Annotated in this window: 15 protein-coding genes and 2 pseudogenes; 4 read left to right on the top strand and 13 right to left on the bottom strand. The window is 70.9% G+C overall.

What is annotated here, in order from left to right; translation table 11 throughout:
* The first annotated feature begins 17 nt into the window (after positions 1 to 17).
* Positions 18 to 1,475, top strand: coding sequence for a glycosyltransferase family 39 protein (locus ACZ7L6_RS28025; protein WP_471928522.1), 1,458 nt, complete (start codon positions 18 to 20; stop codon positions 1,473 to 1,475).
* 17 nt (positions 1,476 to 1,492) lie between these two features.
* On the opposite strand, the gene ACZ7L6_RS28030 is transcribed toward ACZ7L6_RS28025, so the two are convergent.
* Together ACZ7L6_RS28030 and ACZ7L6_RS28035 are read right to left on the bottom strand one after the other, a co-directional pair.
* Positions 1,493 to 1,864 carry a PIN domain-containing protein gene (locus ACZ7L6_RS28030; protein WP_471928524.1) on the bottom strand — a complete coding sequence of 124 codons (372 nt, stop codon included), beginning with the start codon at positions 1,862 to 1,864 and terminating at the stop codon, positions 1,493 to 1,495.
* 66 nt (positions 1,865 to 1,930) lie between these two features.
* Positions 1,931 to 2,827, bottom strand: a complete 897-nt coding sequence (locus tag ACZ7L6_RS28035) for an NAD(P)-dependent oxidoreductase (protein ID WP_471928526.1) — start codon at positions 2,825 to 2,827, stop codon at positions 1,931 to 1,933.
* A gap of 239 nt (positions 2,828 to 3,066) precedes the next feature.
* On the opposite strand from ACZ7L6_RS28035, the gene ACZ7L6_RS28040 reads away from it, so the two are divergent.
* The gene (locus ACZ7L6_RS28040) at positions 3,067 to 4,083 is read left to right on the top strand and encodes a hypothetical protein (RefSeq protein WP_471928528.1); all 1,017 of its coding nucleotides are present in this window, start codon (positions 3,067 to 3,069) and stop codon (positions 4,081 to 4,083) included.
* A 258-nt stretch (positions 4,084 to 4,341) separates the two neighbouring features.
* Here ACZ7L6_RS28040 and ACZ7L6_RS28045 read toward each other — a convergent pair whose 3' ends face one another.
* From ACZ7L6_RS28045 to ACZ7L6_RS28055, 3 genes and pseudogenes are all read right to left on the bottom strand, one after another.
* Positions 4,342 to 6,471: a 3-hydroxyacyl-CoA dehydrogenase NAD-binding domain-containing protein gene (locus ACZ7L6_RS28045; RefSeq protein ID WP_471928530.1), complete on the bottom strand. Its 2,130-nt coding sequence runs from the start codon at positions 6,469 to 6,471 to the stop codon at positions 4,342 to 4,344.
* On the bottom strand, positions 6,468 to 7,688 hold the full coding sequence (locus ACZ7L6_RS28050) for a thiolase family protein (protein ID WP_471928532.1): 1,221 nt from the start codon (positions 7,686 to 7,688) through the stop codon (positions 6,468 to 6,470). Before ACZ7L6_RS28050 ends, ACZ7L6_RS28045 begins: the two co-directional genes overlap by 4 nt.
* Before the next feature lie 310 nt (positions 7,689 to 7,998).
* Positions 7,999 to 8,346 (bottom strand): annotated as a pseudogene (locus tag ACZ7L6_RS28055) (glycosyl hydrolase 2 galactose-binding domain-containing protein); the annotation flags it as partial.
* A 1-nt stretch (position 8,347) separates the two neighbouring features.
* Between ACZ7L6_RS28055 and ACZ7L6_RS28060 the strand changes: the two are divergent.
* Positions 8,348 to 8,539: pseudogene (locus ACZ7L6_RS28060) on the top strand (carbohydrate ABC transporter permease); the annotation flags it as partial.
* Between the two features lie 82 nt (positions 8,540 to 8,621).
* On the opposite strand, the gene ACZ7L6_RS28065 reads toward ACZ7L6_RS28060, so the two are convergent.
* From ACZ7L6_RS28065 to ACZ7L6_RS28100, 8 genes are all read right to left on the bottom strand, one after another.
* Complete coding sequence (locus ACZ7L6_RS28065) at positions 8,622 to 9,902, bottom strand: HRDC domain-containing protein (RefSeq protein ID WP_471928534.1); 1,281 nt, start codon at positions 9,900 to 9,902, stop codon at positions 8,622 to 8,624.
* Between the two features lie 200 nt (positions 9,903 to 10,102).
* The gene (locus ACZ7L6_RS28070) at positions 10,103 to 10,624 is read right to left on the bottom strand and encodes a hypothetical protein (protein ID WP_471928536.1); all 522 of its coding nucleotides are present in this window, start codon (positions 10,622 to 10,624) and stop codon (positions 10,103 to 10,105) included.
* A gap of 143 nt (positions 10,625 to 10,767) precedes the next feature.
* Positions 10,768 to 11,970 carry a putative T7SS-secreted protein gene (locus tag ACZ7L6_RS28075; protein WP_471928538.1) on the bottom strand — a complete coding sequence of 401 codons (1,203 nt, stop codon included), beginning with the start codon at positions 11,968 to 11,970 and terminating at the stop codon, positions 10,768 to 10,770.
* Positions 11,971 to 11,980: 10 nt separating this feature from the next.
* Positions 11,981 to 12,292 carry a WXG100 family type VII secretion target gene (locus ACZ7L6_RS28080; protein ID WP_471928540.1) on the bottom strand — a complete coding sequence of 104 codons (312 nt, stop codon included), beginning with the start codon at positions 12,290 to 12,292 and terminating at the stop codon, positions 11,981 to 11,983.
* A 175-nt stretch (positions 12,293 to 12,467) separates the two neighbouring features.
* On the bottom strand, positions 12,468 to 13,175 hold the full coding sequence (locus ACZ7L6_RS28085; protein ID WP_471928542.1) for a hypothetical protein: 708 nt from the start codon (positions 13,173 to 13,175) through the stop codon (positions 12,468 to 12,470).
* A gap of 129 nt (positions 13,176 to 13,304) precedes the next feature.
* The gene (locus tag ACZ7L6_RS28090; protein WP_471928544.1) at positions 13,305 to 13,625 is read right to left on the bottom strand and encodes a DUF4333 domain-containing protein; all 321 of its coding nucleotides are present in this window, start codon (positions 13,623 to 13,625) and stop codon (positions 13,305 to 13,307) included.
* A gap of 296 nt (positions 13,626 to 13,921) precedes the next feature.
* Positions 13,922 to 14,584: a response regulator transcription factor gene (locus ACZ7L6_RS28095; protein ID WP_003997051.1), complete on the bottom strand. Its 663-nt coding sequence runs from the start codon at positions 14,582 to 14,584 to the stop codon at positions 13,922 to 13,924.
* Positions 14,585 to 14,849: 265 nt separating this feature from the next.
* Complete coding sequence (locus ACZ7L6_RS28100; protein WP_471928546.1) at positions 14,850 to 15,527, bottom strand: DUF3000 domain-containing protein; 678 nt, start codon at positions 15,525 to 15,527, stop codon at positions 14,850 to 14,852.
* A gap of 180 nt (positions 15,528 to 15,707) precedes the next feature.
* Between ACZ7L6_RS28100 and hemE the strand changes: the two genes are divergently transcribed.
* Positions 15,708 to 16,772 carry a uroporphyrinogen decarboxylase gene (hemE, locus tag ACZ7L6_RS28105; RefSeq protein ID WP_471928548.1) on the top strand — a complete coding sequence of 355 codons (1,065 nt, stop codon included), beginning with the start codon at positions 15,708 to 15,710 and terminating at the stop codon, positions 16,770 to 16,772.
* The last annotated feature ends 7 nt before the right edge of the window (positions 16,773 to 16,779 follow it).

Genomic DNA, 16,779 nt, shown 5'->3' on the forward strand with positions numbered 1-16,779 from the left:
CCGGATAGCGTTCACCCATGCTCGCCGAGCTCCTGGCACCGCCACGCTCCGTGTCCGGCACCCGGGCGGACCGTGGCTTCTGGAGACGGCTGCTGCCCACCCTGGCGTTGCTGGCCTGCATCACCCGCGTCCCTTCCTTCGTCCGGCCGCTGTGGAACCCCGACGAGGGCTATCTCGCCGTACAGGCACGGATACTGGCGTACGGCGGAGAGCTGTACGACACGGTCGTCGACCGCAAGCCCCCGCTGGTGCCGGGGCTGTACGAGGCCGCGTTCGCGGTGGCCGGATCCGGATCGCTCACGCCGGTGCGGGTCCTCGCGGTCGCGGCCCAGCTGCTGACCTCCGTGCTGCTGGCCTCGCTGGCGCGCCGCCGCTGGGGTGACACGGCGGGCGGGACGGCCGGCGTCCTCTATCTGCTGGTGTCGGTCGGGCTCAACCCCGAGGACGCCCAGGCCGCCACCTTCGAGGTGTTCATGCTGCCGTGCACGGCGGCGGCGATGTGGTGCGCCGACCGGCGCCGATGGGGAGCGGCGGGCCTGGCGGTCGCGGGCGCGTTCCTCGCCAAGCAGACCGGCGGGGCGGTGCTGGTGCCGGTGGTGTGGCTGTGCGTGGTCTCGGGGGCGGTGCGAGGCGGGGGACTGGTGCGGTTGGCTGCCGGGGTGGTGGCGCCGGTGCTGGGCGCGGCCGTGGTGACCGACCCGGCGGGGTTCCTGTTCTGGACGGTGACGGGGTCGGGGGCGTACATCTCCTTCGCCGGCTCCGAACTCCACGTGCTCACAAGGGGTCTGACGAACACGGCGATCCTTGCGGTGGGATGCGCCGGCCTGATCCCGCCGGTGGTGCGGACCTTGCGGCCGGCCCGTACCGGGGCCGTGGACCTGTGGCTGTGGCTGGCCGCATCGGCCGGGGCCGTTGTGCTCGGCTTCCACTTCTTCGGCCACTACTACCTGCAACTCCTCCCGCCCCTCGCCCTGCTGGCGACGGCGGCGCTGCAGCTCCTGCCGCGCGGCCACCTGACGCACACGGTCCTGGCCTCGGCGTGCTGCTGCGCCCTGTTCCTGACCTGGGGACTGCTCGCGCCCCGCCCCGAACTCGACCATGCCAGGAGACTGGCCGACGAGGTGGCGGCCCGGACCGATCCGCGGGAGCCGGTCCTGTTCTGGGGCATACACCCGGAGACGTACTGGCTGGCCGACCGCCGTCCCGCGAGCCGGTACCTCACGGCGGGGCTCCTCACCAACTACAGCGGAGGACGGGACGGACCGCAGGTCGGCGAGCGGTACGCGGTCGAAGGGGCCTGGGCGGTCTTCCGCGAGGAGATGGCCGAACGGGCGCCGGCGCTGATCGTCGACGACTCGCGGGGGAAGCCGTACGGGGCGGAACGGGTGCCCGGTCTTCGGCGGTTGCTGGCGGCGGGGTACGAGGAGGCGGGGGTGGTGGAGGGGGCGGTGCTGTACGTACGGAGCCGAACCTAGCGGCGTATGGCGGCTTCCTAGGGCCGAACCGTACGCGGCCCCGCCACCTCCGCCCCCAACTCCGCGACTCTGCGGCGCAGTTCCCGATCCGCCGTCACCACCAGACAGGGCCGCCCACCCGCCCGCGCGACGAGCTCGACCATGTGGTCGTCCCCGCTCCCGGCCGCCGACTCCACCCGCACCCCCGGCACCGGCTCCACTCCCCGAGCCGCCCCCTCCACCACGAGCACGATCTCCACGGGCCCCGGCCGCCCCGGCACCCCGTCCACCGCCAGCCGATCCCGCAGCCGCTCCGCGGCCCCCCGCCGATCCCGCCACCACCCGTCGGGCACCGACCCGACCACGTTCGCGGCGTCGACGATCACAAGCAGCGGGGCGTCCTCATTCATGCGGCCAGGGTCGCACGGCGTTCATGGTGGACGGAGTCCACGGCACTCATGAGGCACGGGTACGGCTCACTCCTCGGCCGTCCCCTTCTCGTCGAAGCTCGCGAAGTACGCCGCCGCCATGTCCTCGGCCCCGTGCCCCTGAGCGGCCGCCCGCTCGAAGCGCTGCGCACTCGCCTCGGCCACATCCAGGCGTACGCCGTACCGCTCGCCCGCCGCCACGATGAGCCGTGCGTCCTTCGCCGCCGTGGCCACCGCGAACTGGGCCGGGGACAACCGGTCGTCGAGCACCAGCCCGGACTTGGCCCGCAGGTATCCCATGTCGAGCGGCCCGCCGTCGATCACCTCGAAGAACCGCTGCGGATCCACCTCCAGGGCCTTGGACAGTGCCAGCATCTCACCGGCCGCGTTCGTCACTGCGAGCACCCAGCTGTTGGCGACCAGCTTCAGGCGGGTCGCGGTGCCCGCCGCGCCGTCCTCGCCGGTCCACACCGTACGGGCGCCGACGGCGTCGAACACGGGCGTCACCGTCGCCCGTCCCTCGACCGGCCCCGCGGCCAGCACGGTGAGCTGACCGGCCTCGGCCGGCCGGCGGGTGCCGAGGACCGGGGCGTCGTAGAAGACGAGGCCGTGCTCGCGGGCGAAGGCGGCCAGGTCGGCGATCCCCTCGATACCGGCGGTCGTCGACTGCACCCACACCGCACCGGAGCGCAGCGCGGGCACCGCCTCACGCATGACGTCCAGCGCCGCCGGACCGTCGTACAGCATGGTCAGGACGACATCGGCGCCCTCGACGGCCTCGGCGGGGGAGTCGGCGACGAACGCTCCGTCGGCGGCCAGGGGCTCGGCCTTGGCGCGGGTGCGGTTCCAGGCGCGGACGGTGAGTCCGGCCCTGACCAGGTTGCGGGCCATCGCGGCGCCCATGATGCCGGTGCCCAGGACGCCCACGGTGAGCTTGTCGGTCATGACGTCGACCTCCCCTTCTCCTGTTCTCCTGCGGATGTTGCTGCCGACGTCCAGCCTGCCCGCTCGGCGCCGGACGGCACGTACCTGACCGTCGAGTCACGTGGGATCGCGCCAGATTGTGATCAAGGCCGTGGGGCATGGGGAGGCGTCTTCTTCCGTATCCCGGCCCGCAGCTCCGTACCGTTGCGGAGCAGGGGGCCGGGACGTGACCGGAGGCTCGCCCCGCATAGGGTGATCCGGTGAACGGCGACTGGCTCATCCGCGGCCGCGACGGCCGCCTCAGCGTCTATCTGCCGACCGACGACGCCGTCCTGTGCCGGGCGGAACTCGGACGGGGCGGCCCCTGGGAACCCCCGCGCCGGGTCGGCGGCGACCAGAAGCTGCGCCCCGGCCCCGCGGTCGGCCAGGGCGCCGACGCCTACGCCCATCTGTCCGCCTGGCGCCCCACCGCGCCGGGCGAGGCCGGCCTGGTGCACTCCACGCACTTCCGGCCGCGCCTGGCCGCCCTGGACTGGATCTCCATCGGCCACCCGAACAAGGCCGGCGACCGCACCGGTACGCCCGCCGTCGCGGTCGACGCGCAGGGGCGGGCGCATGTCTTCGTGCGCAACAAGGGCGGCGGCGTGAGCATGCGCGGTCAGAAGGAGGCGGGCGGCTGGGGCCCGTGGCGTGACCTCAAGGGGCGGGAGGTCGACGACCGGCTCGCCGCCGTGACGGGGGAGTCCGGGCTGGTCGAGCTGTACGCGGCGGTTCCCGGCGCCATCCTGCACTGGCAGCAGGAGAAGCCGGGCAGCGTCCCGGTCCTGGAGGAGGCGATGGAGACCCCGGTCCGCCCGGGTACCCTGCACGCCCTGGCCACCTCCGCGGACCACACCACCCTCTTCTACGCGGACGACTCCGGCGACCTGTGCGCCTGGCGCCCCGGCACCAAGCCCGTCACCCTGCTGGCGTCCGCCGGCCCCGGCCCGGTGTCCGCGATCCGCTGCGAACTCGACGGCCACGACTGCACGTTGCTCGCCCAGCGCTCGGCGAGCGGCCGTGTCGCCTTCGCCGCCTATCCGACGGAGCAGGAGTCGGCGGGTGCCTGGTGGACCGAGTCGGGGCCGCAGCTGCCGGCGGACGCGGTGGTGGCGCTGGCGGTGGACGAGGACGAGCGGGTGGTGGCGGCCACGTTGTCGCCGTCGACGGGGCAGCTGCTGATCACCCGGCGCAAGGACGAGCCGGGGCTGGCGTTGGAGGCTTGGCGGGAGGTCTGAGGCGCCTGAGGGGTGGGCGGCTGTTCTTGTACGGCGGCTGCGGGTGGTACGTGGTTGCTCGCGCCCACGCGGCGGTAGCCGCACATTCAATTTCTGAGACGCCGGTCCTGGCAACTTCAGCCCGTCCGGCGTTTGAGGACGAGGCCGTTCAGGCCGATACGGGGGTCTGGGGGCGGAGCCCCCAGGCACGTGCGCGCAAACGCCGGTGCCCTGCACACCGAGTCGGCATGCAGGGCACCGGCGTTCACAGCGGAGTGCCTACGCGGGGACGCTCGCCACGCCCGGCGCCAGGAACTTCTTGCCGTTCACGCGCTCGGAGACACCCTCGCGGTCCAGGTACGGCGTGATGCCGCCCAGGTGGAAGGGCCAGCCGGCGCCCGTGATCAGGCAGAGGTCGATGTCCTGGGCCTCGGCGACGACGCCCTCGTCGAGCATGAGCCCGATCTCCTGGGCGACGGCGTCGAGGACGCGGTCGCGGACCTGCTCCTCGGTCAGGACGACGTCGCCCTGCTTGAGGAGCGCGGCGACCTCGGGGTCCAGCTCCGGCTTGCCGGAGTCGTAGACGTAGAAGCCGCGCTTGCCCGCCTTGACGACGGCCGCGAGGTTCGGGGAGACCTTGAAGCGGTCCGGGAAGGCCCGGTTGAGGGTCTCCGAGACGTGCAGACCGATCGCCGGGCCGACCAGCTCGAGGAGGACCAGCGGGGACATCGGCAGGCCCAGGGGCTCCACCGCCTTCTCCGCGACCTCGACCGGCGTGCCCTCGTCGATGACGTTCTGGATCTCGCCCATGAAGCGGGTCAGGATGCGGTTCACGACGAACGCCGGGGCGTCCTTGGTGAGGACCGCGGTCTTCTTCAGCTTCTTGGCGACGGCGAACGCCGTGGCCAGCGAGGCGTCGTCCGTCTTCTCGCCGCGGACGATCTCCAGCAGCGGCAGCACCGCGACCGGGTTGAAGAAGTGGAAGCCGACGACCCGCTCGGGGTTCTTCAGCTTCGACGCCATCTCCGAGACGGAGAGGGAGGAGGTGTTCGTCGCGAAGATCGCGTGCGCCGGGGCGACCGCCTCGACCTCCGCGAACACCTGCTGCTTGACGCCGATCTCCTCGAACACGGCCTCGATGATGAAGTCCGCGTCCGCGAAGCCCTCGGCCTTGTCCAGGACACCGGTGACCAGGGCCTTGAGGCGGTTGGCCTTGTCCTGGTTGATACGGCCCTTGCCGAGCAGCTTCTCGATCTCGGCGTGGACGTAGCCCACACCCTTGTCGACGCGCTCCTGGTCGATGTCGGTCAGCACGACCGGCACCTCGAGGCGGCGCAGGAAGAGCAGCGCGAGCTGCGAGGCCATCAGACCGGCGCCGACGACACCGACCTTGGTGACCGGACGCGCCAGGTTCTTGTCCGGCGCACCGGCCGGGCGCTTGCCGCGCTTCTGCACCAGGTTGAAGGCGTAGATGCCGGCGCGCAGCTCGCCACCCATGATCAGGTCGGCGAGCGCCTTGTCCTCGGCGTCGTAGCCCTGCTGCAGGTCACCGTTCTTGGCGGCGGCGATGATGTCCAGCGCACGGTAGGCGGCCGGGGCGGCGCCGTGCACCTTGCCGTCGGCGATGAAGCGGCCCTTGGCGACGGCCTGGTCCCAGGCCTCACCGCGGTCGATCACCGGACGCTCGACCTCGATGTCGCCCTTGAGGACGTTCGCCGTCCAGATCAGCGACTGCTCCAGGAAGTCCGCGCCCTCGAAGATGGCGTCGGCGATGCCCAGGTCGAAGACCTGCTGGCCCTTGAGCTGCTTGTTCTGGTTGAGGCTGTTCTCGATGATGACCTGGACGGCCTTGTCGGCACCGATCAGGTTCGGCAGGATCGTGCAGCCGCCCCAGCCGGGCACCAGGCCGAGGAAGACCTCGGGGAGCGAGAACGCCGGGAGCGCCTTGGAGACGGTCCGGTACTTGCAGTGCAGACCGACCTCGACGCCACCGCCCATCGCGGCACCGTTGTAGTACGCGAAGGTCGGGACAGCGAGGCCCGACAGGCGCTTGAAGACCTCGTGGCCGCCCTTGCCGATGGCCAGCGCGTCCTTGTGCTCCTTCAGCAGCTCGACGCCCTTGAGGTCGGCGCCGACGGCGAAGATGAACGGCTTGCCGGTGATGCCGACACCGACGATGTCACCGGCGGCGGCCTCCGCCTCGACCTGGTCGATGGCCTTGTCGAGGTTCGCCAGCGACTGCGGGCCGAAGGTGGTCGGCTTGGTGTGGTCGAAGCCGTTGTCCAGCGTGATCAGGGCGAAGCGCCCGGCGCCGAACGGCAGGTCGAGGTGGCGTACGTGCGCCTGGGTCACGACCTCGTCCGGGAACAGCTCGGCCGCACCCTTCAAAAGCTCAGCGGTGGTGCTCACTTGCTGCCTCCGTCGAAGTTCGGGTTCTCCCAGATGACCGTCGCGCCCATGCCGAAGCCGACGCACATGGTGGTCAGGCCGTAGCGGACGTTCGGCTGCTCCTCGAACTGGCGGGCCAGCTGCGTCATCAGACGCACGCCGGAGGAGGCCAGCGGGTGGCCGAACGCGATGGCGCCGCCGTACTGGTTGACGCGCTCGTCGTCGTCCGCGATGCCGTAGTGGTCGAGGAAGGCCAGGACCTGGACGGCGAAGGCCTCGTTGATCTCGAAGAGGTTGATGTCCTCGATCGACAGACCCGCCTTGGCGAGGGCCTTCTCCGTGGCCGGGATCGGGCCGTAGCCCATGACCTCCGGCTCGACGCCCGCGAAGGCGTAGGAGACCAGGCGCATCTTCACCGGGAGGTTGTTCTCGCGGGCGAAGTCCTCGGACGCGATGATCGAGGCGGTGGCGCCGTCGTTCAGACCGGCCGCGTTACCGGCGGTGACCCGGCCGTGGACGCGGAACGGGGTCTTCAGACCCGCGAGGCTCTCCAGGGTGGTGCCGGGACGCATCGGCTCGTCCGCCGTGACCAGGCCCCAGCCGGTCTCGCCGGCCTCGGGGTTGGTGCGGCGCACCGAGATCGGCACCAGGTCCTGCTGGATCTTGCCGTTGGCGTACGCCTTGGCGGCCTTCTCCTGCGAGCGCACGGCGTACTCGTCGGCGCGCTGCTTGGTGATGTGCGGGTAGCGGTCGTGCAGGTTCTCGGCCGTCATGCCCATGAAGAGCGCCGACTCGTCGACCAGCTTCTCGCTGACGAACCGCGGGTTCGGGTCCACGCCCTCGCCCATCGGGTGGCGGCCCATGTGCTCGACACCACCGGCGATGACGGCGTCGTAGGCGCCGAAGGCGATGGAGCCCGCGACCGTGGTGACGGCGGTCAGGGCGCCGGCGCACATACGGTCGATGGAGTAGCCGGGCACCGACTGCGGCAGACCGGCGAGGATGCCGGCCGTGCGGCCGATGGTCAGGCCCTGGTCACCGATCTGCGTGGTCGCGGCGATGGCGACCTCGTCGATCTTCTTGGGGTCGAGACCGGGGTTGCGGCGCAGCAGCTCCCGGATCGCCTTCACGACGAGGTCGTCGGCGCGGGTCTCGTGGTAGATGCCCTTCGGGCCCGCCTTGCCGAACGGGGTGCGGACGCCGTCGACGAAGACGACGTCCCTGACGGTACGAGGCACGATGGCTCTCCTCCAGGTGCGGGATGGCACTGCTGCGATGCGCAAGCGCTGAGCGCGCGCTCAGGCCCATGCTACTTACGAGTAACGTGGCTGCACAGTCCTGGAGGCGGGAGCGGCGAAGGTCACATCAAAGCGGGCGGTGCCGGCGCGGCCCGACAGGGGCGCGGGGCTGCATCGATATGCGGCTCCGCCGCGTGGGCGCGAGCAACCCACCACGACCCGCAGACCCGTACGACCTCACCGAGGCGGCGCTGTGGACCCCCGAGGAGTCAGCACAGGAGTAGGCACGGGATGCGACCCCACCCCATGGAACCCCGCCGACCGTCGCCTCCACGGTGAGCGGCGTCTCGACCCGGGGCCGCTCGACGTCGACCGCCAACTCGACGTGCCCCGTGCCCTGTTCGACGGTCGCCAGCGGCCGCACCCGGGCGATCCGGGCCGTCGACCAGTGCTCCAGCCGCACCGGACGCCAGATCCCGGCCGTCACCAGGGTCGGCCCCCAGTCCCAGCCGAAGGAGCAGGCCATCTTGCGGACGTACTGGTAGGGCTCGGCATAGGCGGCGGGCCGCTCGCCCAGCTTCCCGCGCACCGCCTCGGCCTCGGCGTACGCGGAGGCGAAGCGCACCGAGAGCCGGCCGCTCAGGCCGGTCACATCGAACCCGTTCCTCTACATGCCCTCGGAGGACCTTGGCGTGATCTCGACGTCGCTGTTCCGCTTCAAGGGCCCCTTCGGCGCCCACTGGGAAACGATCTCGGCAGGAGTGGTGCTGGTGATCCTGCCGACCTTGATCGTCTTCCTGCTGCTGCAACGGTTCATCTACAACGGTTTCATGAAGGGGGCGACCAGGTAAGCGCGCCCCACAGGGGCGCGGGGAACTGCGCGAGCAACCACATACGGCCTTTGGCCGCCGTACGAGAGAACTCCTACGGCGGCTAGGCGGACAACGCAGCAACCAACACCGGCGTGACCTGTTCAACCTGCCAGGCCCGAGCCCCGTAACCAGCCAGTGCCTCCGCAACCGACTCGGCGTTGACAACCTTCGGCGGCTCCCAGCAAACCCGCCGCACCGTGTCCGGAGTGATCAGATTCTCCTGAGGCATGGCGAGCTGCTCGGCCAGCGCAGAAACCGCGGCCCGAGCCGCAGCGAGCCGAGCCGCCGCAGCGGGGTCCTTGTCGGCCCAGGCACGGGGCGGCGGCGGCCCCGTCACCGGCTGCCCAGGCGCCGGCAACTGGGACTCGGCCAAAGCCTTCGCACGATCCACCGCGGCCTGCCACTGCTCCAGCTGCCGCCGCCCCATCCGATGCCCGAAACCATTCAGCGCGGCGAGGGCGTGCACGTTCCCGGGCAATGAGAGCGCGGCCTCGACGATGGCCGCGTCACTCAGCACCTTCCCCGGCGACACATCCCGCTTCTGAGCAATACGGTCCCGCGTCTGCCACAGCTCCCGCACCACAGCCAGCTGCCGACGCCGCCGCACCTTGTGCATCCCCGACGTCCGCCGCCAGGGATCCTTACGCGGTTCGGCCGGCGGCGCAGCCGCGATCGCGGCGAACTCCTGCTGCGCCCACTCCAGCTTCCCCTGCCGGTCCAGCTCCTTCTCCAGCGCATCGCGCAGATCGACGAGGAGCTCGACGTCCAGCGCCGCATACCGCAGCCACGGCTCGGGCAGCGGACGGGTCGACCAGTCGACGGCGGAGTGCCCCTTCTCCAGGACGAACCCGAGCACGCCCTCGACCATCGCGCCGAGGCCGACTCTGGGGAACCCGGCGAGCCGCCCGGCCAGCTCGGTGTCGAACAGCCGGGTCGGCACCATGCCTATCTCGCGGAGGCAGGGCAGGTCCTGGGTGGCCGCGTGCAGCACCCACTCCACGCCGGACAGCGCCTCACCGAGTGCCGACAGGTCGGGGCAGGCCACGGGGTCGATCAGGGCGGACCCCGCGCCCTCGCGGCGCAGCTGCACCAGATAGGCGCGCTGGCCGTAACGGTATCCGGACGCGCGTTCGGCATCGACGGCGACGGGGCCCGAGCCCGCGGTGAAGGCGGCGATCACCTCGGCGAGGGCGGCCTCGTCGGCGATCACGGGTGGAATGCCCTCGCGGGGCTCCAGCAAGGGGATCGGCGCCTCCGTAACAGAAGATCCGCCGTCGTCCGGAGGGGCGCCTCCGGTGGTTCGCAGTGAAGTGTCTGCTGCGGTTTCTTGGGCGTCGGTCACATGTCAAGGGTATCTGTACGGACGAACGTCTGACCTGCGCCTTCCGGACACATTGGCGCTGACCTGCGGAAACACGTCTCGTCGTTTGTCATGGCTTACCGGTGCATCTCGGCCACCCGTGCCCCCGATGTGCCCCTGCAACGAGTGCGGCCCGACCGATGACCTTGCTTTTCGCCGTTCCTCGCGGAGCACGCCACCGGTCAGCCCTCCGTGGTGGGGGCGGCCGGGCGGAGGGTGGAGATGAAGGACCGGTAGTCCTCGAGGACGTCCTGGAGCTGGCTCGTCCTCGCCGTCAGCGCGATCTCGATCTCGGCGCGCTCACTGCGCCGCTGCTCGTTCTCCAGCACCAGGATGAACTGGCTCTGCGCGAGCTCCATCGGCTGCCCGTTGACGGTGGCCTGGATGCGCAGGTTCTGCACGATCCCAGGGGCGTCGATGAGGCCCGGCGCCGGCGAGGTGCCCACCTCGGTGCGCTTGACGACGTCGACGGCGCCGACGTTCTCGCGCAGCCTGCGCACCGACTCCTCGGCGAGGCTGTGCAGGCTCGACGAGCCCTCGAGGGTGCGGCCGGTGACCGTGATGTTGGGCATGAAGCCCTGGCCCCGGGAGGCCATGTGCAGGGCGACGAAGGCGGCGTGCGGGGCGCCGACCTCGTCCGGGGGTGCCGACTGCCAGCCCTGCGGGAGCTCGACGTCGAGCGGCACCGGAAGTGTGCCCGGCATGGTGGATCAACTCCTTGCGGTACGGATTCCGACGGTACGGGAAGCGACGGGGAAGGGGCGATGGTCGGGGAGCTCCGGGTGCGGGGGCCCTCCTGCGGACGCCCCTGGTGCGGGCGCCCCCGGGTGGGGCCGTCGGGGGCGGGTCAGTCGAACCAGTCCCCGATCGCGTCGACCGCGTCGCCGGCCGCGTCGGTGACCTTGCCCGGGTCGATCTCGATCTGGCCGCCGAGCTTGCCGCCGACGCCGACGGCGACGCCCAAGTCACCGCCGATGACGAACTTGCCGTCCTTCATGCCGGCGTCGAAGTGGGCCTCGGCACCGGCGCCGGCCCACGCCTCCGCGGTGCCACCGACGCCGACACCGGCGACGGAGGCATGCCCCTCCGCGCTGGCCTTGGCACCGGCGAAGGCCTCGCCGCCGACGTGGACGCCGTCCGTGCCGATGGAGCCCTTGACGCCGGCCTCGGCGCCCGCGTACGCCTCGGCCTTGCCGGAGGCCTCGAAGATGCCGACCCCGTACTTGCCTTCGGCCGTGGCCTGGGCGAGATAGGCCTTGCCGGATGCCTGTGCGGTGGCGTTCCCGTCCATGAGTCCCACCCCGGCGGAGGCATCCACGCCCAGGAGGTTGACGCCGGCCTTGCCGGAGACCTCGCCGCCCGCGAACTCACCGCGGCCCTTGGCCTCGGCGCCCCACACCTTGGCGTCGGTGCTGACGGACGGGCCGGCCACGGTGATGCCGGGGCCCTTGCCCTCGCGCAGCGCTTCCCTCTGCGCCTGCGTCATGTTCTTGTGGTCACCCCAGGCCCCCTTGGGCTTTGTCTCGGGTGCCCGTTCCAGCTCGGTGCGCTTGACCTTCTTGGACGTCGCACCTGTGTCGTCCTGCGTCGCTTCGGAGGCCCAGAAGAGCCAGTCGGGCGCGTTGTCGCCCTCGCCGCCCTGTGCCTTGAACTTCTTGGCCGCCGCGTCGCCCTCCGCCTCGACATGGGCGCGCGCCGACTCCAGCAGCTGCTCGCCGCCGCTCTCGTCGCCCCCGTCGTACAACCGGATGGCCTCTTCCGCCTGCCCCTGGGCCCACTCGAGGGCCCTGGCGTAGTCCCGCAGCGCCCCGGCGGCCGCGCCCAGCGCGTCCGAGCCGCGGTACCACTTCTGCTTCTGGCCCGAGAAGTCCTCCCAGAAGGCATCGCTGGCCTGTCCGTGCCAGCTGGGAATCCGGACGGATCCGAGCTCGTCCCCGATGCCGTCGAGGGTCTTCGCGTGACCGTCGAGCTTGTCCGCGTCGCCTGTGAGCTTCGACGGGTTTCCCGGGATGAGTACGCGTGGGTCCCGAGTGGAGCCAAGCTGTGCCATTGCTTCCCCGTCAGTAGCTCGGGCCGGCGACCGCGGGCCCGGTGAATTGGTTCTGGGACTCCCGCTCGGAGCGCTCGTAGGACGCGGCGTTCTCGTCCAGCTTGGCCGACGAGTTCTCCCCGTCCTCCTTCATCGGGCTCTTGATGGCCTCCATCCACGTGGCCATCAGCCGGCTGAACTCCTTGGCCGCGTCGCCGTGGCCGAAGTCGCCGCTCGAGTCCCCGAGTTCGTCGAGCTTCACCTTGTCGCTCCGGCGCACGGAGTCCTTGATCTTCTTGGCAGCCGACCGCAACTCGGACGGCTCGACATCGAACTGGCCCATCCGCTCCCCCCTCTACGTCCAAGAGGGCGCGAACGCGCGTCCGCACCCTGATTGTTGAGAACGTAAAGAGGGTCTCCCAAAGGCAAAGACGCAGCGACACCGGTCCTGGACCTCACATGATTCCTACCGGGAAGCTTCATACCGCGACCGCATCGTGCGCCTCGCAACGGCTGTACTACGGCGCCTGCGGAGGCCGGGCGGGCGACAGGGATCCCAAGTGGCCAGCGGCGTCGACGAGATACTCAAGGGGCTCGTCGAACGTCTCACCGCTCAGCTTGCTCCGCGAACGCGAGGTGATCAGCTGACCGTCGTGGAGCCGCAGCGGCATCTCCAGGGCGCGAGGGTCGGAGGTGAGGAACTCCGCCAGGCCGTCGAGCACGACGGGCCGGGCACGCTCCTCGTCGCGGGAGACGATGTGGAAGTCCTTGTCGAGCTGGGGGATTCCCACCTCCATGGCCCTTCCTCGGTAGAAGGTGTCGAACCAGCCGTCGCGGTAGATCCGCAGGTCCGGAACCTCCACGCCCAGGTTCAGGGCCCAGACGGAGTGGACGATGACGTGCGTCGTCTCCGAGTCGATGTCCTTGTTGTAATAGCGGTATTCGAAGGCGCGGAAGCCGAATCCGCGGTAAGTGCCGCTGACGACGTTGTCCCCCATGACGTTGCTGGCCCTGTCCGGGAGCGGCTCGGCCCCCTGGTAGGCGTCGACGAGGCTCGGCACGCCCTCCTCGTAGTTCCACCCGCGGCTCTCGGCGAACGACCGCAGCTGCGCGTACGCCTCTTCGGACTCACGCTTCTTGCGGGCCTTGCCCCGGCGGTCCCACACGACGAGAGCCACGACGCCACCACACGCCAGCAGGAACAGGACTGCTTCGATTCCACTCATGGCGCCAGCATCCCCCGAGCCCCCTCGGCGGGCCCACCCCCCTGGTGTTCCATCACAATCCGCACCTCGCGGTCACACATTTCCCGCGCGTCCGCCGGAACGGTCCGGCGAGCGCGGTGCCGGTCCGGCTCAGGAGGCCGTCTGGTCGACCTGGATGCCGTACTTGATGGTGCCTCCGTCGACCGAAGTGACCTTGACCGTCACACCGAAGCTGGTGCCGTCGGTCGCGGTGAGCTTGCAGCGCAGCGACGTGCCGACCTTGCCGACGAGGTCCTCGGGGCAGGTGACGTCCGGCTTCGGCTGACCCGTCTGCGCGGCGAGCTTCTCGGCCACCGAGTTCGCCACCTCGTCCTTGGACAGCTTGGCCTCCGACGAGCAGCCCACCAGCAGCGCGGCGGCGGCTGCGGCGGCGAGGCCCCAGGAGGCCAAGGAGGCGGAGGACTTGGGCATGACGGGCTCCGTTCGGGGCAAGGGGATCACGAGGCCGGAAGGTGGCACTCGACAGTGCGCATGTCTATCAGCCCGGACTGCCCGCCTGACCGATCTTCACGTCCTCCGGCTCCTGCCCGCGAGTGATCTTCACTTTGCATGGACAGCGCCCGCCGACGGAACGTTCCGTCGGCGGGCGCCTGAGGGTCGTGAACCAGTCAGGTAAGTGAAGGATCCGGTTCACGACAGGTGTGGACGCGGGCGGGGATCAGCGGCCGATCCCGTGCACGTCAGTGAATGATCAATCGTCAGTGGATTCAGTGGATGATGCCCGTCCGCAGGGCCACCGCGACCATGCCGGCGCGGTCACCGGTGCCCAGCTTGCGGGCGATGCGGGCGAGGTGGCTCTTGACGGTCAGTGCGGACAGGCCCATCGAGACGCCGATCGCCTTGTTCGACTGGCCCTCCGCCACCAGCCGCAGCACCTCGACCTCGCGACCGGACAGCTCGCGGTAGCCGCCCGGGTGGCTCGGGGCACCCGGGTGGCGACGGTGCATACGGGCGGCGGCAGCGCCGATGGGGGCTGCGCCGGGCCGGGTGGGGAGCCCGACGTTGGTGCGGGTGCCGGTGACGACGTAACCCTTCACGCCGCCCGCGAGGGCGTTGCGTACGGCGCCGATGTCGTCGGCAGCGGACAGGGCCAGGCCGTTGGGCCAGCCCGCGGCGCGGGTCTCCGACAGGAGGGTGAGGCCGGAGCCGTCGGGCAGATGGACGTCGGCGACACAGATGTCGCGGGGGTTGCCGATGCGGGGACGAGCCTCCGCGATGGACGAGGCCTCGATGACATCGCGCACACCGAGCGCCCACAGATGGCGGGTGACGGTGGAGCGGACGCGGGGATCGGCCACGACCACCATGGCGGTCGGCTTGTTCGGGCGGTAGGCGACCAGGCTTGCGGGCTGCTCGAGGAGAACGGACACCAGGCCTCCTGGGTGGCGGGGACGGCTTTCAAGGTCACAGTCGTCTTCGGCACCAAACCCGTGGCCCTTTAGGGAAAGATCACGATTTAGTGAGTAACAATCGGGGCAATTCGGACACACGGTCGATCGTTCGGCGAGCAAATCGGCTCGATCAAGCGCTGTTCCTGACCGAAAGTGGCCGTATCGACAAAGTGACGGTCAAGTCGATGGCGATCGGCCAGTCGGCCAGTCGGCCAGTCAGTCAGTCCGCCGGCCACTCAACCGGTCAGCGGGACTGCGGGTCACGGCGCTGCGGGAGCGTCACCACCGACGCGTCGCCCGGGCCCGCCGGGGGCAGGCCCGCGACCTGGGCCAGCAGGTCGCACCAGGACGCCAGGTGGGCCGCGGTGTCCGGAACACCGCCCAGGCCCTCACGGGGCGTCCACGAGGCGCGGATCTCGATCTGCGAGGCCGCCGGGCGCTCGGCCAGGCCGCCGAAGTAGTGCGAGCTCGCGCGCGTGACGGTGCCGCTCGGTTCGCCGTACGACAGCCCGCGTGCCTGCAGCGCACCGGTCAGCCAGGACCAGCACACGTCGGGCAGCAGCGGATCGGCGGCCATCTCCGGCTCCAGCTCCGCGCGCACCAGCGTCACCAGCCGGAAGGTGCCCTGCCAGGCGTCGTGCCCCGCCGGGTCGTGCAGCAGCACGAGGCGGCCGTCGGCCAGGTCCTGGTCGCCGTCGACGACAGCGGCCTCCAGCGCGTACGCGTACGGCGCGAGGCGCTGGGGTGCCTTGGTCTGCTCGACCTCGATCTGCGGCCGCAGGCGGCTGTTGCGCAGGGCCTCGACCGCGGCGCGGAAGGCCGGGGGAGCCGTATTGCGCGAATGCCGGTCCCCCTCCCCGGTGTCCCTCGCTTCATCCATGCCGCCAGTACCGTCCGACAGTCTTCCCTGAGCCGCAGCCATGCCGGAAGGTTAAGGGGAACCGGGGCTTCGTGCTGGGCTAGACACCCCGTGCCCGGTGTCGGGGTGGCCGTTACCGGGGGCTGCCGCCCCCGGACCCTCGCTTCGGCCCTTCAGGGGCCTCGTCCTCAAACGCCGGACGGGCTGAATTCGGCTGACCGGCGTCGTGCGAGACTTGCCACCGTGAGTGCCAACGACACGCAGCCGACGCCGCCGACAGCCACGTACGACTCCGCCTTCCTCAAGGCGTGCAGGCGCGAACCCGTGCCGCACACGCCGGTGTGGTTCATGCGGCAGGCCGGGCGCTCCCTGCCGGAGTACCGCAAGGTGCGCGAGGGCATCCCGATGCTCGAGTCCTGCATGCGGCCGGAGCTGGTCACCGAGATCACCCTGCAGCCGGTGCGCCGGCACGACGTGGACGCGGCGATCTTCTTCAGCGACATCGTCGTCCCGCTCAAGGCCATCGGCATCGACCTCGACATCAAGCCGGGCGTCGGCCCGGTCGTCGAGCACCCCATCCGCACCCGCGCCGACCTGGCTCAGCTGCGTGACCTGACCCCCGAGGACGTCTCCTACGTCACCGAGGCCATCGGCCTGCTCACCCGCGAGCTCGGCTCCACCCCGCTGATCGGTTTCGCCGGCGCGCCTTTCACCCTCGCGAGCTACCTCGTCGAGGGCGGCCCGTCCCGCACGTACGAGAACGCCAAGTCGATGATGTACGGCGACCCCGAGCTGTGGGCCGACCTGCTCGACCGCCTCGCGGACATCACGGCCGCGTTCCTCAAGGTGCAGATCGAGGCCGGCGCCTCCGCGATCCAGCTCTTCGACTCCTGGGTCGGCTCCCTCGCGCCCGCCGACTACCGCCGCTCGGTGATGCCCGCCTCCGCGAAGGTCTTCGACGCCGTCGCCGGGTACGGCGTCCCGCGCATCCACTTCGGCGTAGGCACCGGTGAGCTGCTGAAGCTCATGGGCGAGGCCGGCGCGGACGTCGTCGGCGTCGACTGGCGCGTCCCGCTCGACGAGGCCGCCCGCCGGGTCGGCCCCGGCAAGGCCCTCCAGGGCAACCTCGACCCGACCGTCCTGTTCTCCACGCCGGAGGCGATCGAGGCCAAGACCCGCGAGGTCCTCGACGCCGCGGCGGGCCTGGAGGGGCACGTCTTCAACCTCGGCCACGGCGTCATGCCGTCCACCGACCCGGACGCGCTGACCCGGCTCGTGGAGTACGTCCACACGCAGACCGCCCGCTAGGCACCGC

This window comes from Streptomyces sp. NPDC107522, from assembly GCF_055657525.1.